Genomic DNA, 16948 nt, shown 5'->3' on the forward strand with positions numbered 1-16948 from the left:
GTGACGCTATGCGACCGGGAGGGTGATCACGCGGCGAAGTCACCGGCCCCGGGCGTGTCGGCGCAGATCGGATCAGTGACGACGCCAGTGGTCGCCTCAGTAGGCGCGCCGCCTATGCCGGTGCCCGTGGAGGTCCCCTGTTACGTTGCAGATCATGGAGACCCCAAGACCGACCCTGATCGTGGTGAGCGGGCCGCCCGGCTCCGGCAAGACCACCCTCGCGCACCATCTGGCCCGGCACATCGGCTGCCCGGCGATCTGCCGCGACGAGATCAAGGAAGGCATGGTCCTGACATCTACCGCAGTTGCTCCTGCCACTGCTCCGACCACTGCTCCGACCGCAAGTGCGAGTGCGCCTGCTACTGCGACTGAGACTGCGACCGGGGCCGACGGCAATGCGGGCGACGATCTGAATCTGCGCACGCTGCCGACCTTCTTCGGCGTAGTGCGCCTGCTGCTGGACGCGGGCGTGACGACCGTCGCCGAGGCCGCGTTTCAGGACCATGTCTGGCGACCAGGCCTAGCGCCGCTGATGGAGTTCACCGACGTGCGCATCGTGCAGTGCGTCGTCGACGAGGCGGTGGCCCGCGACCGAATCAGGCGCCGCGCAGCAAGCGAGCCGACGCGCCGTGCGCACGACGAGCACCAGGCGTACCGCCTGCTCGGACCCGGCTTCACACGCCTTGCGCTGGATGTGCCCGTGATCGCGGTAGACACCACAAACGGCTACGTACCCGGGATCGAGGCGATCGCCGCCTTCGCGACTGTCAGGACTTCTTGACGATCTCCTACCGTCAGGTTACCTTGACGCCATGAACGCTGCGGAGACGCCTGCGGCCGCGCTGGCGGCACAGGTGACCGACAAGGACCCTGCGGTCGGGCTGCGAGCGGTGCTGGAGTTGCGTCGCCTGCTGGAGGAGCTGGAGCGGCTGCACGTGGACAACGCCCGCGCGCAGGGCTGGTCCTGGCAGAACATCGCGACCGCGCTGCAGGTCAGCCGCCAGTCCGTGCACGAGAAGCACGCTGCCCGCCGCAAGGCCACAGGCTTGGAGAACTGACATGACCACCGAGGTGACGACCGTCTACGACCGCTTCACCGAGCTCGCCAAGCGAGCGATCGTCGCGTCCAGGGACGCGGCCGCCTCGCTCGGCCACGACAGCATCGGCACCGAGCACCTCCTGCTCGGCCTCGCCCAAACGGCAGGCGCCGCGAGCGAGGCGCTTCGCGCCCAGGGCCTCGAACTCACCCGGCTGCGCGCGGAGGTGGCGAGCCACTCCCAGGCGACCACCGCCCGCGACGCGAGGGACGCGCTGTCCTCACTCGGCATCGACCTCGACGAGATCCGGCGCCGCGCCGACGCCTCCTTCGGACCGGGCGCGTTCAACTACCCGCGCCCGCCCTTCTCGCTTGCCGCCAAGCAGGCGGTGAAGGCGTCGCTGGAGGAGGCAAGGGCGGCGGGCCGAGAGCACATCGATACGGAGCATCTGCTGCTGGGAGTGCTCGACGGGGACGAGACGGGCGTCAGCGTACTGACCGCCTCGGGTGTGGATGTGGTGCGGCTGCGGGAGTCCGTGCGCTGATCGTGGGCTGAATGAAGAGCGTGTGTGGGACGGTGGAGTTCACCGTCCCACACACGTCTTGTCGTACCGCGTACCGCTACTTCACCAGGCCGGCGCGGCGCAGGGCGTCGGCCAGGGCCGTGTCGCCGCCGCCGGAGCCGCCGCCGTCGCGGCCGCGGTTGCGGTCACCGCCGCCGCCGCCGTTGCCGCCGCCGTTGCCGCCGCGCTGCTGGCGCGGGGGCCGCTGGCCGCCGTCGCGGCTGCCGCCGGCGTTGCGGTTGCCGCCGTCGCGGGCGCCGCGGGCGGCGCCCGCCTCGTCGTCGAGGCGGAGGGTGAGCGCGATGCGCTTGCGGGGGACGTCGACGTCGAGGACCTTGACGCGGACGACGTCGCCGGGCTTGACGACCTCGCGCGGGTCGCTGACGAAGTTGCGGGACAGGGCCGAGACGTGGACCAGGCCGTCCTGGTGGACGCCGACGTCGACGAAGGCGCCGAAGGCGGCCACGTTGGTGACGACGCCCTCCAGGATCATGCCGGGCTCGAGGTGCTTGAGCTCGTGCACGCCCTCCTTGAAGGTGGCCGTCTTGAACTCGGGGCGCGGGTCGCGGCCGGGCTTCTCGAGCTCCTTCAGGATGTCGGTGACGGTCGGCAGGCCGAAGGTGTCGTCGACGAACTCCTGCGGCTTCAGGGCGCGCAGCGCCTTCGCGTTGCCGATCAGGTCCCTGATGTCAGTGCCCGCCGACGTGACGATGCGGCGGACGACGGGGTAGGCCTCCGGGTGCACCGAGGAGCTGTCCAGCGGGTCGTCGCCGCCGGGGATGCGCAGGAAGCCCGCGCACTGCTCGAAGGCCTTCGGGCCCAGGCGCGGGACCTGCTTGAGCGACTCGCGGGTGCGGAAGGGGCCGTTGCCGTCGCGGTGGGCGACGATCGCCTTGGCGAGGGACTCGCCGATGCCGGACACGCGGGTGAGCAGCGGCACGCTGGCCGTGTTCACGTCCACCCCGACGCCGTTCACACAGTCCTCGACCACCGCGTCGAGCGAGCGGGAGAGCTTGCCCTCGGCGAGGTCGTGCTGGTACTGGCCGACGCCGATGGACTTCGGGTCGATCTTCACGAGCTCGGCGAGCGGGTCCTGCAGGCGGCGGGCGATGGAGACGGCGCCGCGGATCGAGACGTCGAGGTCCGGCAGTTCCGCCGCGGCGTACGCGGAGGCGGAGTAGACCGAGGCACCGGCCTCGCTGACCATCACCTTGGTGAGCTTCAGCTCGGGGTGCTTGGCGATCAGCTCGGCGGCGAGCTTGTCGGTCTCGCGGGAGGCGGTGCCGTTGCCGATGGCGACGAGGTCGACGCTGTGCTGCTGCGCGAGCTTGGCGAGGATCGCGATCGACTCGTCCCAGCGGCGCGCGGGCGCGTGCGGGTAGATCGTGTGCGTGGCCACGACCTTGCCGGTGGCGTCCACGACGGCGACCTTCACGCCGGTGCGCAGCCCCGGGTCGAGGCCGAGGGTCGCGCGGGTGCCGGCCGGGGCGGCGAGCAGCAGGTCGCGCAGGTTGGCGGCGAACACGCGGACCGCCTCGTCCTCGGCGTTCTGCCACAGCCGCATCCGCAGGTCCACCCCGAGCCGGATCAGGATCCTGGTACGCCAGGCCCAGCGGGCGGTGTCCAGCAGCCAGCGGTCGGCCGGGCGGCCGAGGTCCTCGAGGCCGAAGCGCTGGGCGATGCGCACCTCGTAGCCGGACCTCACGGCCGGGGCGCCGGGCTCGGCGTCCTCCGGCTCCGGGTCGAAGACGAGGTCGAGCACCTCCTCCTTCTCGCCGCGGAACATCGCCAGGGCGCGGTGCGAGGGGATCTTGGTGAGCGGCTCGGCGAAGTCGAAGTAGTCGGCGAACTTCGCGCCCGCCTCCTGCTTGCCCTCGCGCACCTTCGAGACCATCCGGCCGCGCTCCCACATGCGCTCGCGCAGCTCGCCGACGAGGTCGGCGTCCTCGCCGAAGCGCTCGACCAGGATCGCCCGGACGCCCTCGAGCGCGGCGGCGGCGTCCGCGACGCCCTTGTCGGCGTCGACGTACCCGGCGGCCTCCCGCTGCGGGTCCAGGTTCGGGTCGGCGAGCAGCGCGTCGGCCAGCGGCTCGAGGCCCGCCTCGCGCGCGATCTGCGCCTTGGTGCGCCGCTTCGGCTTGTACGGCAGGTAGATGTCCTCGAGCCGCGCCTTCGCGTCGGCGGCGAGGATCTGCCCCTTCAGCTCGTCGGTCAGCTTGCCCTGCGACTCGATCGACTCCAGGATCGCGGCCCGCCGCTCCTCGAGCTCGCGCAGGTAGCGCAGCCGCTCCTCCAGCGTGCGCAGCTGCGTGTCGTCCAGACCTCCGGTGACCTCCTTGCGGTACCGGGCGATGAACGGCACCGTCGCGCCGTCGTCGAGCAGGTCGACCGCGGCGCGCACCTGGCCGGGGGCCGCCTGAAGCTCCTCCGCGATCCGCAGGTTGATGGCCGTGGCGGTGCTGACCTGGGTCGCGCTCTGGGGTGCCGACATCTCTCCTCGTTCCAACGTCTCTCCTGCTGCGGCCGCCGTCCCGGGGGCCGGTTCGAAGCCTATCGGCTCGCGGCGAGAACGACGGCTCAGAACGGGCGGGCTGCGTAATGTCACGACCGTGGCTGATTCTTCATACCTACGTTTCCCGCATCTGGCCCACAACCTCCTGACGTTCGTCGCCGAGAACGACGTCTGGCTCGCGCGGATCGACGAAGCCGTGCGCGAGGGCGCGCGCGCCTGGCGGCTCACCACCGACCGGGTGCAGGTCAGCAATCCGCGGCTGAATCCGTCCGGCACGCACGTCGCGTGGAACTCGCAGCGCGGCGGCGCGCCCGAGGCGTACGCGGTCGCCGTCGACGGCGGTCCGATCAGCAGACTGACCTACTGGGGTAAGACGGGCACGGTGCCCGGCGGCGACGGAGTGCGCGGGTGGCTCTCCGACACCGAGGCGCTGGTGACGGGGTGGCCCGAGCACTGGACCGCGAAGCGGGTCTGGGCGTACGCGGTGCCGCTGGACGGACCGGCCCGGCGGCTGCCCTACGGGCCGGCCGCGGACCTGTCGATCGGGCCGGACGGAGCGGTGCTGCTCGGTCCGATCGCGAACCGCGAGCCCGCGTACTGGAAGCGCTACCGGGGCGGACGCGGCGGGCAGATCTGGTACTCGGCGGACGGTGCCGAGTTCGAGCGGATCCTGCGCGACGTCGGCAATCACCTCGCGGGCCCCATGTGGGTGTCCGGGCGTGTCGTCTTCCTGTCGGACCACGAGGGCACGGGCGCGATCTACTCCGCGCTGCCGGACGGCTCGGACCTGCGCCGGCACACCGACCTCGGCACCTACTACCCGCGCCACGCCACCACCGACGGCGAACGGATCGTGTACGAGCGCGCGGGCGAGCTGTGGCTGCTCGATTCGCTCGACGCCGACCCTGTGCGGCTCGACGTGCGACTCGGCGGGGTACGGTCCGGCCGCTCCCCGTTCCCGGTCTCCGCGGCATCAGGGCTCGGACACTATGCGCTGAGCACGACGGGCCGGGTGATCGCGGCCGAGGTGCGCGGTACGGCGCACTGGCTTCCGGTCGAGCACGGTCCGGCGCGCGCGGTGCTCGCCGAGCCCGGTGTCCGTGCTCGAATACCTATCGTGCTCCCGGGGACCGACACCGTCGTGTGCGTGTCCGACTCCGACGGCGAGGACGGCATCGACCTCGTCCCGGCGGACGGCGGGCCCGCGCGCCGGATCCTGAGCGGCGGGCTCGGCCGGGTGCTGGAGCTCGCGGCGTCGCCGGACGGCAGGACCCTGGCCGTGTCCAGCGACGACTGCCGGCTGACGGTCATCGACGTCGAGACCGGCATCGCGACGGAGCTCGACCGGAACGACGAGCACTTCGAGCCGGCCGATCTGGTCTTCTCCCCGGACTCGGCCTATCTGGCGTGGGCGGCGCCCTGGACGTGGGCCGGCGACGACCGTTCGCGCATCCGGCTCGCGCGGCTGGCCGACCGGGAGATCGTGGACGTGACGCCGCGGCGGTTCCACGACTTCTCCCCCGCGTTCACGCAGGACGGCAAGTACCTGGCCTTACTCTCCAACCGCGTCCACGACCCGGCGTACGACGCGCACGGCTTCGACCTCGGCTTCCTGCCCGGCGTCCGGCCGTACCTGATCGGGCTGGCCGCGGGCACGCCGTCGCCGTTCGCCGCGGAGCTGGACGGGCGACCGGCGAAGGCCGGGGAGACGAAGGGCGGCGACGACGTCGCGCCGGTCGTGATCGATTTCGCGGGCATCGAGGAGCGGATCGAGCCGTTCCCGGTGAACGCGGGCTCGTTCCGGAAGCTGCGTGCGGTCGAGGGCGGCATGTCGTGGCTGGATGAGCCGCACACCGGCGTCTTGGGCGAGCACCACGCACTGCCCGAGGACGGCGAGAAGCCGAAGCCCGACCTCGTACGCTTCGAGTTCCGCAAGCGCACGCTGTCCACGCTCGTCGAATCGGTCGACTCGTACGCGGTATCGGCGGACGGCAAGCGGATCGCCGTGCGGAAGAAGGGCGAACTTACGGTCCGTCCGGTGAAAGGCGAGGACGAGCCGATCACCGTCGATCTGGACCGGATCCGGGTGACCGTGGAGCCCGTCGCCGAATGGCACCAGATGTACGACGAGAACTGGCGTCTGATGCGCGACAACTTCTGGCGCGCGGACATGGGCGGCGTGGACTGGGCCGCGATCGGCGCGCGCTACCGTCCGCTCGTCGGGCGCCTCGGTTCGGCCAGCGATCTCCGCGACCTGCTGTGGGAGGTCGGCGGGGAGCTCGGCACCTCGCACGCGTACGTCAACCCGCCCGCCGGGAAGGTCGATCCGGCTCTCGCGCTGGGCTGGCTGGGCGCCGATCTGGAGCGCGACGAGGAGGGCCTCTGGCGGATCACCCGCATCCTGCCCGGGGAGAACTCCGTCGCCGAAGGGCGCTCGCCGCTGACGGCGATGGGCGTCGCCGCGCGGCCGGGGGACGCGATCGTCGCCGTCGACGGGCGCGCCGTGGACCCGGTGCGCGGCCCGGGCACGCTGCTGGTCGGCAAGGCCGGCAAGCCGGTCGAGCTGACGCTGCGCCGGGACGGCGAGCCCGACCGGCGGGTGGCGGTCACCGCGGCCCACCATGAAAGAACCCTGCGATACCAGACCGAGGTGCGGGCCAGGCGGGCGCGGGTGCACGGGCTGTCCGGCGGACGGCTCGGCTACGTGCACGTGCCCGACATGATGTCGCCCGGCTGGGCCGAGTACCACCGCGACCTGCCCGTCGAGCTGGCCCGGGAAGGCCTCGTCTTCGACCTGCGGGCCAACAGCGGCGGCCACACCTCGCAGCTCGTCGTCGAGAAGCTCACCCGGAAGATCATCGGCTGGGACGCGGGCCGCCGCGGCAGGCCGCTCAGCTACCCGGCCGAGGCGCCGCGCGGCGCGATCGTCGCGCTCGCCGACGAGCTCGCGGGCTCCGACGGCGACATCGCGACCCACGCCTTCAAGCGCTACGGGCTCGGGCCGGTCGTCGGCACCCGCACCTGGGGCGGCGTGGTCGGCATCGACGGCAGGTACGTGCTCGTCGACGGGACCAGGACGACCCAGCCGAAGTACGCGTTCTGGTCCGACGACGAGGGCTGGGCGCTGGAGAACCGCGGCGTCGAGCCCGACGTCGAGGTGCCGATCGCCCCGCAGGACTGGGCCGCGGGCCGCGATCCGCAGCTCGAGACCGCGGTCCGGCTGGCGCTCGACGCGCTGGCGCGCACCCCGGCCGCAACTCCTCCGCCGCCGCCCCCGCTCCGGCCGGAAACCTTCTCGACGCAAATCACCGAACATGAATAGAGTCGGCACCGTGGCAGACAACCCTTATCTTCGATTCCCACACCTGTCCGGCAACCTCCTGACATTCGTCGCCGAAGACGACGTCTGGCTCGCCCCGCTGGAGGCGGCGCGGGCGGACGGCGCCCGGGCCTGGCGGCTGACCGCCGACCGGACCCCGCCGGTCAGCCCCCGGCTCAACCCGTCGGGCACCCACGTGGCCTGGAGCGCGGCGCGGGAGGGCGCGCGCGAGGCCTACGCGGTCGAGGTGGACGGCGGCTCCGTCAAGCGGCTGACGCACTGGGGCAGCGACGGCTTCGAGACCTCCGGCGTGCGCGGCTGGCTCTCCGACACCGAGGTGCTCGTCACCGGCTGGCACCAGCACCACGCGGGCATGCACACGTGGCCCTTCGCGGTTCCGCTGGACGGTCCCGCGCGCGAACTGCCGTACGGCTCCGCCGCCGACGTCTCGATCTCGCCCGAGGGCGCGGTGCTGGTCGGCACCTCGACCTACCGCGAGCCGGCCAAGTGGAAGCGGTACGGCGGCGGCACCGGCGGCAAGATCTGGTACTCGCCGGACGGCACGACGTACGAGCGCATCCTGACCGAGGTCGGCAACCACCTGGTGAACCCGATGTGGGTTTCCGGGCGCGTCACCTTCATGTCGGACCACGAAGGCGCGGCGGCGGTCTACTCCGCACTGCCGGACGGCACCGACGTGCGCCGTCACACGGACCACGGCGCGTACTACGCCCGGCACGCGACGACCGACGGGACGCGCGTGGTCTACCAGTGCGCGGGCGACCTGTGGCTGCTCGAATCGCTCGACGCGGAACCGGTCAAGCTGAACGTGCAGCTCGGCGGCGTGCGGTCGGGGCGAGCGCCGTTCCCGGTGTCGGCGAAGTCCGCCCTGGGCGATTTCGCGCTCTGCAAGACGGGCCGCATCGTCACGGCCGAGGTGCGCGGCACGGCGCACTGGCTGCCGGTCGAGCAGGGGCCGGCCCGCGCGGTGCTCGACCAGCCGGGCGTGCGCGCGCGGATCCCGCTGATCCTGCCGGGGACCTCGACGGTCGTCTGCGTCTCCGACTCGGACGGCGAGGACGGCCTCGACATCATCCCGGCGAACGGCGGCGAACCGCGGCGCATCCTCAGCGGCGAGCTGGGCCGGGTGCTGGAGCTCGCGGCGTCGCCGGACGCCAAGACCCTGGCCGTGGCCGGCGACGACGGCCGGGTCCTCACGGTCGACGTCGAGTCCGGTGCCGCGAGCGAGCTCTCCCGGAGCACGGTCGCCGAGGTCACCGGCCTGAGCTTCTCCCCCGACTCCGCGCTGCTGGCCTGGACCGAGGGCTGGGCGGCGGCCGAGGAGTTCCGGCACATCCGGCTCGCCCGGCTGGCCGACCGCGAGATCGTGGACGTCACGCCGAAGCGTTTCGACGACCACTCCCCCGTGTTCACCAAGGACGGCAAGTACCTCGCCTTCCTGTCCAACCGCACCTTCGACCCGGTGTACGACGCGCAGCTGTTCGACCTCGGATTCCTGCCCGGCGTCCGGCCGTACCTGGTCACGCTCGCCGCCGACACCCCCTCGCCGTTCGCCCCCGAGCTCAACGGCCGCCCGGCCAAACCCGAGGGCAGGGACGGCAAGAAGGGCGGCGAGGAGGGCGAGGACGCGGCCGGGGACGCCGTCGAGCCGGTGCGGCTGGACCTCGAGGGGCTGGCGGCGCGCGTCGTGCCGTTCCCGGTGCAGGCGGGCAACTACCGCGCCCTCGCGGCGGCCGAGGACTCGGTGCTCTGGCTGGACGTGCCGCGCACCGGCGTGCTCGGCGAGAGCCTGGTCGGCGCGGAGGAGGAGCACCCCAAACCCGCGCTGCGGTCCTACAGCCTGGCCAAGCGGAAGCTGACCACGATCGTCGAGGCTCTGGACGGCTACGCGGTCTCCGGCAACGGAACCCGGATCGCCTACCGCAAGGACGGCGAGCTGACCGTCAAGGCCCACGACGCCAAGGACGACGAGGACGCGATCACCGTCGATCTGGACCGCATCCGCGTGGTCGTGGAGCCGGTCGCCGAGTGGCGGCAGATGTACAGCGAGAACTGGCGGCTGCTGCGCGACAACTTCTGGCGCGCGGACATGGGCGGCGTCGACTGGGACGCGGTCCACGCCCGCTACCTGCCGCTCGCGCTACGCGCCGGCTCGGCCGACGACCTGCGCGACGTGCTGTGGGAGGTCGGCGCCGAACTCAACACCTCGCACGCCTACGTCCGCGGCCCGGAAGGCGACCACTCCCCGGCCCACAGGCAGGGGTACCTGGGTGCGGATCTGGCCCGGGGCGAGGACGGCGTCTGGCGGATCGCCCGGATCCTGCCGAGCGAGACCTCCGTCTCCCTCGGCCGGTCCCCGCTCGAGGCGCCCGGCGTCTCGGCGAAGGCGGGGGACGCGGTCGTCGCCGTCGACGGCCGGGCGGTCGATCCGGCGACCGGTCCGGCGGCGCTGCTCGTCGGCAAGGCCGACCAGCCGGTCGAGCTGACCCTTCGTCGGGAGGGCGAGGCGGACCGGAGGGTCGTGGTCGTGCCGTTGTCCACCGAGTACGGGCTGCGCTACTACGACCTGATCCGGTCCCGCCGCGCGAAGGTGCACGAGCTGTCCGGCGGACGGCTCGGCTACATCCAGGTGCCGGACATGATGTCGCAGGGCTGGGCCGAGTACCACCGCGACCTGCACGTCGAGCTGAGCCGCGAGGGCCTCGTCTTCGACCTGCGGGAGAACGGCGGCGGGCACACCTCGCAGCTGGTCATCGAGAAGCTGACCCGCAAGGTGATCGGCTGGGACGTCTCCCGCCGCAGCGAGCCGACCTCGTACCCGACCGACGCCCCGCGCGGCCCGATGGTGGCGATCACCGACGAGTTCGCCGGCTCCGACGGCGATATCGGCACGAACGCCTTCAAGCGCTACGGCCTCGGCCCGGTCGTCGGCCAGCGCACCTGGGGCGGCGTGGTCGGCATCGACGGCAAGTACTCGCTCGTCGACGGCACCGGCGTCACCCAGCCGAAGTACGCGTTCTGGTTCGACAACGCCGGATGGGCAGTCGAGAACCACGGCGTGGACCCGGACGTCGAGGTCGCCTACGCCCCGCACGACTACGCCGCGGGCCACGATCCGCAGCTGGCCGAGGCGGTGCGCCTGGCGCTCGAGGCCCTGGAGCAGCACCCTGCGGTAACCCCGCCGCAGATCCCGGAGGTCTGATCGGCTGGCCGGTCTGATCCGGCGAAGCGGACGCCCCCGCCACGCTGCTGCGTGGCGGGGGCGCTCGGCGCTCGGGTTCGGCGCGTCAGACGGCGATGGCGTGCAGGCCGCCGTCGACGTGGATGACCTCGCCGGTCGTCTTCGGGAACCAGTCGGACAGCAGCGCGATCACGCCGCGGGCCGCCGGCTCCGCGTCGGTCAGGTCCCAGCCGAGCGGCGCGCGGCCGTCCCAGACGCCCTCGAACCGGTCGAAGCCCGGGATCGAGTTCGCGGCCATGGTCTTGACCGGGCCGGCCGAGATCAGGTTGCTGCGGATGCCCTTGGCGCCGAGGTCGCGGGCCACGTAGCGGTTGGTCGCCTCCAGGGCGGCCTTGGCGACGCCCATCCAGTCGTAGCCGGGCCACGCCACCTGCGCGTCGAAGTCCATGCCGACGATCGAGCCGCCGCGCTCGCCGAACAGCGGCAGCGCCGCCATCGCGAGGGACTTGTAGGAGAAGGCCGAGACCTCGAACGCGGTCTTGGCGGACTCGGCCGGGGTGTTGAGGAAGTTGCCGCCGAGCGCGTCCTGCGGGCCGAAGGCGATCGAGTGCACGACGCCGTCGATACCGTCCACGTGCTCGCGGACGTTCGCCTCGAGGGCGGCCAGGTGCTCCGGGTTCGTGACGTCGAGCTCGATGACCGGGGCCGGCTTGGGCAGCTTGGCCGCGATCCGGTTGACCAGGCTGAGCCGGCCGAAGCCGGTGAGCACGACCTCCGCGCCCTCCTCCTGGGCGAGCCGCGCGACCGAGAAGGCGATGGACGCGTCGGTGATCACGCCGGTGATCAGGATGCGCTTGCCGTCGAGAATACCCATGCTGATTCAGTGCCCCATTCCGAGACCGCCGTCGACCGGGACGACGGCACCAGTGATGTACGCGGCCTCGGCGGAGGCCAGGAACTTGACGACGCCGGCGATCTCCTCCGGCTGCGCGTAGCGGCGCAGCGGCACGGCGTCGAGGATCTGCTTCTTGCGGTCCTCGCCGAGCTCGGCGGTCATCGCGGTGTCCACGAAGCCGGGCGCGACGACGTTCGCGGTGATCGAGCGGGAGCCGAGCTCGTGCGCGAGCGAGCGGGCCATGCCGACCAGGCCGGCCTTGGACGCGGCGTAGTTCACCTGCCCCGGCGAGCCGGACAGGCCGACCACCGAGGAGATGAAGATCAGCCGGCCGCGCTTGAGCCGCAGCATGCCCTTGGCGGCGCGCTTGGCGACCCGGAAGGAGCCGGTCAGGTTGGTGTCGAGGACGTCGGTGAAGTCCTGCTCGCTCATCCGCAGCACGAGGGTGTCGCGGGTGATCCCGGCGTTCGCCACCAGGATCTCGACCGGGCCGTGCGCGGCCTCGATCTCGGCGAACGCCCGCTCGACGTCCTCGGCGGAGGTGATGTCGCACTTCACGGCGAGCACGGAGCCCTCGCCCGCGGCCTTCAGCTCGGGCGGCTCGCCGGACCGGTAGGTCAGCGCGACCTTGTCCCCCTGCTCGGCGAACGCGGCGGCGATGGCGAGGCCGATGCCCCGGTTCCCGCCGGTGACGAGTACTGACCTGCTCAAGGTGGGGCCCTCTCTGACGTCGGTCCTGATCCCCTGCTGTCGTTTCCAGGGCTTACCGTACCGGCTCGGCGCGGCGACCTGCCCTAGCGGACCGTACAAAGAAACGCGGCGGTCGTTGATCCCCTCCGCCGCCCCGGTCTTAACGGGATCTTCGCGCGGATCTAGGCTGGGGGTGTGAGGCTCTCCATCTCGCGCCACCGACGCCACCAGCCCGCCTACGGGATCACCACGGCGGACGGCAGCCACCTCGACGAGGTCGCCCGCCGGCAGAAGCAGTACGCCGCCACGATGGGCTTCCGCGTGGTGGCGATCCTGGTCGTGGTCTTCGTGCCCGGACTCACCATCATGGAGCGGGTGATCCTGGGCCTGGTGGCCACGATCATCCCGTACGTCGCGGTGATCCGCGCCAACGGGGCGCCCACCCAGGATCCGGCGCCGACCAACCTGATGATCGGCGGGCCGCGGCAGGGCGAACTGCCCGGGCCGGAGCGCGGCATCGCCGGATCCGAGGGCGCGCGGGGAGGGGCGGATGATCAAGAACCGTCCGCCGAATGGGCCGCGGACGAGGACCCGGACGATGACTTGACGGAGCGTCAGCAGCACCGAGAGTGATCGAAAAACCCGTTCTGGCCTGCGGAAACGCTACCGGCGCCGACGCGAGTGAGTTCACCGCAAGTCATATTGGTCTGGAGTTCACACCTACCGCCGGAGTGTGCCATACTTCTTACGCACGCCTCGTTCCCCCGTCGAGGCGCTGCCCCGCAGGCGCCGCCGTCGACAGCCGCGCCTGCCGCGAACGGTCGGCATCCCCCCCGTGTGCCGACCGTTCGCCTTTTCCCCGATTGTGCGCGCTCTCAATGCGATCCGCCGTGCCCTCACCGCGATCCGCGCCGTTCCGCGCGCCCGGAGGCGGCCTTTCCGGCGTGCTCAGCCGCCGATCGCGGACATCGGCCGGACCGGCTGGACGAAGTCCGGCTCGCCGATCCCGGCGCCGGCCTTCTTGCCCTGGAAGGCGACCCGCCACCGCTCGGCGATCTCCGAGTCCGCGGCGCCCCCGCGCAGCGCCGTGCGCAGATCGGACTCGTCGCGGGCGAACAGGCAGGTGCGCATCTGGCCGTCGGCGGTCAGCCGGACCCGGTCGCAGTCCCCGCAGAACGGCCGGGTGACCGAGGCGATCACGCCCACCCGCGCGGGCCGCCCGTCGGGCGTCCGGTATCCGGCGACCAGCCAGGTCTCGGCCGGAGCGGTCCCGCGCGCCTCGGCGCCCTCGGGTACGAGGTCGAACTCGGCGGAGAGCTGCTCGAGGATCTCGTCGGCGGTGACCATCTTCTCCCGGTCCCAGCCGTGCTGCGCGTCCAGCGGCATCTGCTCGATGAAGCGCAGCTCGCAGCCGCGTTCCAGGCTCCAGCGCAGCAGATCCGCGGCCTCGTGGTCGTTGACCCCGCGCATCAGCACCGTGTTGATCTTCACCGGGCCGACGCCGGCGGAAAGCGCGGCGTCGATCCCGGCGATCACCCGGTCGTGCCGGTCCCGGCGGGTCAGGGTGCGGAACAGCTGCGGGTCGAGGGTGTCCAGCGAGACGTTGACCCGGTCAAGGCCCGCCGCCTTCAGCGGCTCGGCGAGCCGGGCGAGGGAGACGCCGTTGGTGGTCAGCGACAGGCGCGGCCGCGGCGCGAGCTCGGCCAGCCGGCCGATCAGGCCGGGCAGGCCCGGCCGGATCAGCGGCTCGCCGCCGGTCAGCCGCACCTCGCGGATGCCGAGGCGCTCGACGCCGATGCGCACCAGGCGGACGATCTCGTCGTCGGTGAGCACCTCTTCGCGCGGCAGCCAGGGCAGCCCCTCCGCCGGCATGCAGTACGTGCAGCGCAGATCGCATTTGTCCGTCACCGAGACGCGCAGGTCGGTGGCGGTGCGTCCGAAGCGATCTACCAGCATGGCTCCAGCCTAGTCCCTGCCGGCAGCCGCATCACGTGCCCGGCGTCCAACGCCGGTCTTCGGCGTTCAGCGCTTGTATACGGCCACGAAGTCTCGGCTGCTCGGCTGGTAGTAGCGGTCCGCCGGCTGCGTGAAATCCCACAGCTTGGTCGGCGTCGGGTCGCCGGCGCTGGTACCCGTGACGGTGTAATACATGTACGACGTCCAGTCGGCGTTGATGTCCAGCTCCATCGCGTTGACCGCGCCGGCCTGCTTGAGCAGCTTGGCGAGCGTGTCCACGGACAGGTCCTGGCCGCCGACGTAGACGATGTCGCCCTTCGCGGTGATCCCGACGCCCGAGCGCGGCACGAAGAACGCGTTGTTCACGGTCACGCCCCACTTCGTGCCGGAGCCGGAGTTGCCCGCCGCCTGGACCTGGCCGTTGTCCACCAGCAGGCTCAGATTCTGCCGCACGCTCACGACCTGCGGCGTCATCGTCAGATCCCGGCCCCACTCGCCGATCTTGAGCGAGCCGTCCTTGTAGAACACCTCGGAGGCCTTGCCGTCCACCAGGGCGCGGACCGTCTTCCCGTCCTGGTAGTAGCCGCTCAGCGAGTCGTTCGGGTTGACCTTGAAGCCGCCGTTCCAGGTCGCGATGAGGTTCGTGCGGGAGCCGGCCGGGATGTCGTCCGGCGTGGAGAAGGTGCCGCCCGGCTGCTGCGAGCCCGGGTGCAGCTGGAAGGTCATGGCCTTCTGGTTCATCCACGCGACGTAGGCGAGCTCGGAGGTGTGCTCGGCGTCGGGGCGCAGGCCCGCCCACTCGAGGATCGGCACGCCCGCGGAGTCGCTCACCGCGGGGTGCCAGACGCCCTCGTCCTGGACGGTGCCCGAGGCCAGCGGCGGGATGTTGGCCGGCAGTTCGTCGCGGGCCGCCTGGGCGGGTGAGATCGTGGCCCCCTGCAGCGTCTTGACCTGCTGGTTGCTCAGCTTTCCGCCGGTCGGCGGCGCCTTGTAGGTCTCGTTCTCCAGCCAGGTCACGGCCCAGCTGAGGTGGTGGTCGCGGCCCCACTCGGCGACGCGTGCCGCGACGGTGTCGGAGCCGGCGTACGTCAGGTACGGCTCGATGGTGTAGCCGACGTACCCGAGCACCAGCACGAGGACGAGCGCGACTGCTCTGAATATTCGGCGGCGGATCTTCCGGCCGCGGGTCATCGGCTTGTGCGCCTTGCGCGGGCTCTTGCCCTTGCGCCGGTTCACGCGCGGGGCCGGAACCGTCAGGTCCCGGTCCGCGCTGCGGGTCACGCCCTTCCCATCCGCCATGCGGCTGAATCTCCCGGCTCGACGACTGCTCGCTCCGCGGGAAGACGGCACGGGCCGCCCCGCGCGGCTTGTCCTATGCGGACAGACGTGCGGAGCGGCCCACCGGTTCCTGAAATCGTCTTAAGCTGTTGCAAAGGCGCTTTTCACGCAGGTGGCGGCTGCTGTCCCCCGGCCGGCGGCCGGTAGCCGGGCAGCGGGGTGAATCCGGACTGGCCCCAGCCCGCGGCCGGGTTCCAGGTCGGCGCGGCCGGGTAGGCCCCGGTGCCGCCGGCCGGGCCCCAGGTGCCCGAGACGCCGGGCGCGGGCGGCGGCGGGGCGCCCTGGCCCCAGCCCGGCGCGCCCATCGGCTGCTGCATCGGCATCGCGTACGCGCCGGCCGGATAGCCGTGCCCGGTCAGCCGTGCATGCGCCTCGTCGGCCTCGGTGAGCTGCTGCTCGATCACGCCGCCCGCCTGGACGTACGCCATGAAGAGCAGCACGCTGACGACGATCTCGACGATCCAGAACCAGTGCCCGGCCACGTCGTCGTTGATGCCGTGCAGCACCGAGGTCAGGCCCAGGCCGACGAACGCCAGCCAGAAGTAGCGCCGGTGCTGGAAGGCGAGGCCGACGAAGTAGCCGGAGATGCCGGCCCACACCGCGTGGCTCATCGGGTCGGTGACGAAGCGCCAGGATCCGCTCTGGATCGAGGTCATCGCGATGTACTGGCCGATCGAGCTGGGGTCGGCCCCTTGGCCGGCCGCGGCGGTGGCGATCTCGCCGGAGTTCGCCGGGATGTAGACGTTGATGTACTGCACCGCCTCGGCCGCGCCGAACGCCAGGCCGCTGACCGCGCCGAGGAACAGGTAGTCCTTCGGGGTGAGCGGCCCCCAGACGTTCTTGAGGATCAGCCCGAGCACGACGATCGGCAGGATCTTCACGAACTCCTCGGGCAGCCCGACGGTGAAGATGTAGGCGAACAGCCCCTGGTTCTGCGTCTCGAGCTTCTTCTCCAGCCAGATCGCCAGCGGCGCCTCGAAGATCAGGCCGATCAGGCCGACCTCCAGCAGCATCATCGGCCGGATCAGCGGCGGCCGGATCGCGATCCAGAGCACCAGCAGCCAGGCGCACGCGAAGTAGATCGCGAAGGCCCAGGTGGACTTGGATATCTTCGTGACGTCGTCGCCGACGTACACGAGCGCGATCGAGGGCACCACGACCAGCGTGACGAACAGGATCGTGATCCAGTTGCGCAGCGAACGGTCGCGGATCCAGTGGTGGATCGGCAGCAGCATGACCGGGTTGAAGTGCACCGTCTGCCGCGGGAGTTGCGGGAAGTAGGGCTGCTGCTGGCCGTAGCCGCCCTGCCCGTAGGGCGGCGGGGGCGGCTGCTGGCCCCAGCCCTGCTGCTGCACGGGCTGGTACTGCGGCTGGGGCTGCGGGTACTGCTGCTGGCCCTGGCTCTGCCCCCACGACGGCGGCGGGGGCTGCTGGGGC

The 16948-nt window shown here is 71.8% G+C and carries 12 protein-coding genes; 6 read left to right on the plus strand and 6 right to left on the minus strand.

Annotated features, from left to right (window positions below; genetic code table 11):
* The first annotated feature begins 154 nt into the window (after positions 1-154).
* The 3 genes from KDK95_RS14515 to KDK95_RS14525 are packed head-to-tail and all read left to right on the plus strand — an operon-like array spanning position 155 to position 1581.
* Positions 155-781 (plus strand): P-loop nucleotide/nucleoside kinase family protein, encoded by a 627-nt coding sequence (locus tag KDK95_RS14515; RefSeq protein WP_249161266.1) that lies wholly within the window; start codon positions 155-157, stop codon positions 779-781.
* A gap of 31 nt (positions 782-812) precedes the next feature.
* Positions 813-1058, plus strand: a complete 246-nt coding sequence (locus KDK95_RS14520; protein ID WP_212518674.1) for a helix-turn-helix domain-containing protein — start codon at positions 813-815, stop codon at positions 1056-1058.
* Position 1059: 1 nt separating this feature from the next.
* Complete coding sequence (locus tag KDK95_RS14525; protein WP_212518675.1) at positions 1060-1581, plus strand: Clp protease N-terminal domain-containing protein; 522 nt, start codon at positions 1060-1062, stop codon at positions 1579-1581.
* Between the two features lie 76 nt (positions 1582-1657).
* Here KDK95_RS14525 and KDK95_RS14530 read toward each other — a convergent pair whose 3' ends face one another.
* Positions 1658-4090 carry a Tex family protein gene (locus tag KDK95_RS14530; protein ID WP_212518676.1) on the minus strand — a complete coding sequence of 811 codons (2433 nt, stop codon included), beginning with the start codon at positions 4088-4090 and terminating at the stop codon, positions 1658-1660.
* A gap of 118 nt (positions 4091-4208) precedes the next feature.
* On the opposite strand from KDK95_RS14530, the gene KDK95_RS37700 reads away from it, so the two are divergent.
* Positions 4209-7433: a S41 family peptidase gene (locus KDK95_RS37700; RefSeq protein WP_212518677.1), complete on the plus strand. Its 3225-nt coding sequence runs from the start codon at positions 4209-4211 to the stop codon at positions 7431-7433.
* Positions 7426-10653, plus strand: a complete 3228-nt coding sequence (locus tag KDK95_RS36955) for a S41 family peptidase (RefSeq protein ID WP_372463324.1) — start codon at positions 7426-7428, stop codon at positions 10651-10653. Before KDK95_RS37700 ends, KDK95_RS36955 begins: the two co-directional genes overlap by 8 nt.
* A gap of 85 nt (positions 10654-10738) precedes the next feature.
* Here KDK95_RS36955 and fabI read toward each other — a convergent pair whose 3' ends face one another.
* The gene (fabI, locus tag KDK95_RS14545; protein WP_212518679.1) at positions 10739-11506 is read right to left on the minus strand and encodes an enoyl-ACP reductase FabI; all 768 of its coding nucleotides are present in this window, start codon (positions 11504-11506) and stop codon (positions 10739-10741) included.
* 6 nt (positions 11507-11512) lie between these two features.
* Positions 11513-12238: a 3-oxoacyl-[acyl-carrier-protein] reductase gene (fabG, locus tag KDK95_RS14550; RefSeq protein WP_212518680.1), complete on the minus strand. Its 726-nt coding sequence runs from the start codon at positions 12236-12238 to the stop codon at positions 11513-11515.
* Positions 12239-12412: 174 nt separating this feature from the next.
* Between fabG and KDK95_RS14555 the strand changes: the two genes are divergently transcribed.
* Entirely contained in the window at positions 12413-12850 is a 438-nt protein-coding gene (locus KDK95_RS14555; protein WP_212518681.1) for a DUF3099 domain-containing protein, read from the plus strand.
* Between the two features lie 315 nt (positions 12851-13165).
* Here KDK95_RS14555 and moaA read toward each other — a convergent pair whose 3' ends face one another.
* The 3 genes from moaA to KDK95_RS14570 all read right to left on the minus strand — a co-directional run.
* A complete protein-coding gene (gene moaA / locus KDK95_RS14560) occupies positions 13166-14173 on the minus strand; it encodes a GTP 3',8-cyclase MoaA (protein WP_212518682.1) in 1008 nt (335 codons plus the stop codon).
* 66 nt (positions 14174-14239) lie between these two features.
* A complete protein-coding gene (locus KDK95_RS14565) occupies positions 14240-15472 on the minus strand; it encodes a phosphodiester glycosidase family protein (RefSeq protein WP_212518683.1) in 1233 nt (410 codons plus the stop codon).
* Between the two features lie 143 nt (positions 15473-15615).
* A partial coding sequence (locus KDK95_RS14570) for a PrsW family glutamic-type intramembrane protease (protein ID WP_212518684.1) occupies positions 15616-16948 on the minus strand: 1333 nt, incomplete at its 5' end.

Source organism: Actinospica acidithermotolerans (assembly GCF_018139625.1).
GTDB classification, from domain to species: Bacteria; Actinomycetota; Actinomycetes; order Streptomycetales; family Catenulisporaceae; genus Actinospica; species Actinospica acidithermotolerans.

What these genes read in the sequence shown, in the direction of transcription:
- KDK95_RS14515 (WP_249161266.1), top strand. Translation starts at nt 155, where the DNA reads ATGGAGACCCCAAGACCGACCCTGATCGTGGTGAGCGGGCCGCCCGGC.
- KDK95_RS14520 (WP_212518674.1), top strand. Translation starts at nt 813, where the DNA reads ATGAACGCTGCGGAGACGCCTGCGGCCGCGCTGGCGGCACAGGTGACC.
- KDK95_RS14525 (WP_212518675.1), top strand. Translation starts at nt 1,060, where the DNA reads ATGACCACCGAGGTGACGACCGTCTACGACCGCTTCACCGAGCTCGCC.
- KDK95_RS14530 (WP_212518676.1), bottom strand. Translation starts at nt 4,090, where the DNA reads ATGTCGGCACCCCAGAGCGCGACCCAGGTCAGCACCGCCACGGCCATC.
- KDK95_RS36955 (WP_372463324.1), top strand. Translation starts at nt 7,426, where the DNA reads ATGAATAGAGTCGGCACCGTGGCAGACAACCCTTATCTTCGATTCCCA.
- fabI (WP_212518679.1), bottom strand. Translation starts at nt 11,506, where the DNA reads ATGGGTATTCTCGACGGCAAGCGCATCCTGATCACCGGCGTGATCACC.
- moaA (WP_212518682.1), bottom strand. Translation starts at nt 14,173, where the DNA reads ATGCTGGTAGATCGCTTCGGACGCACCGCCACCGACCTGCGCGTCTCG.
- KDK95_RS14565 (WP_212518683.1), bottom strand. Translation starts at nt 15,472, where the DNA reads ATGGCGGATGGGAAGGGCGTGACCCGCAGCGCGGACCGGGACCTGACG.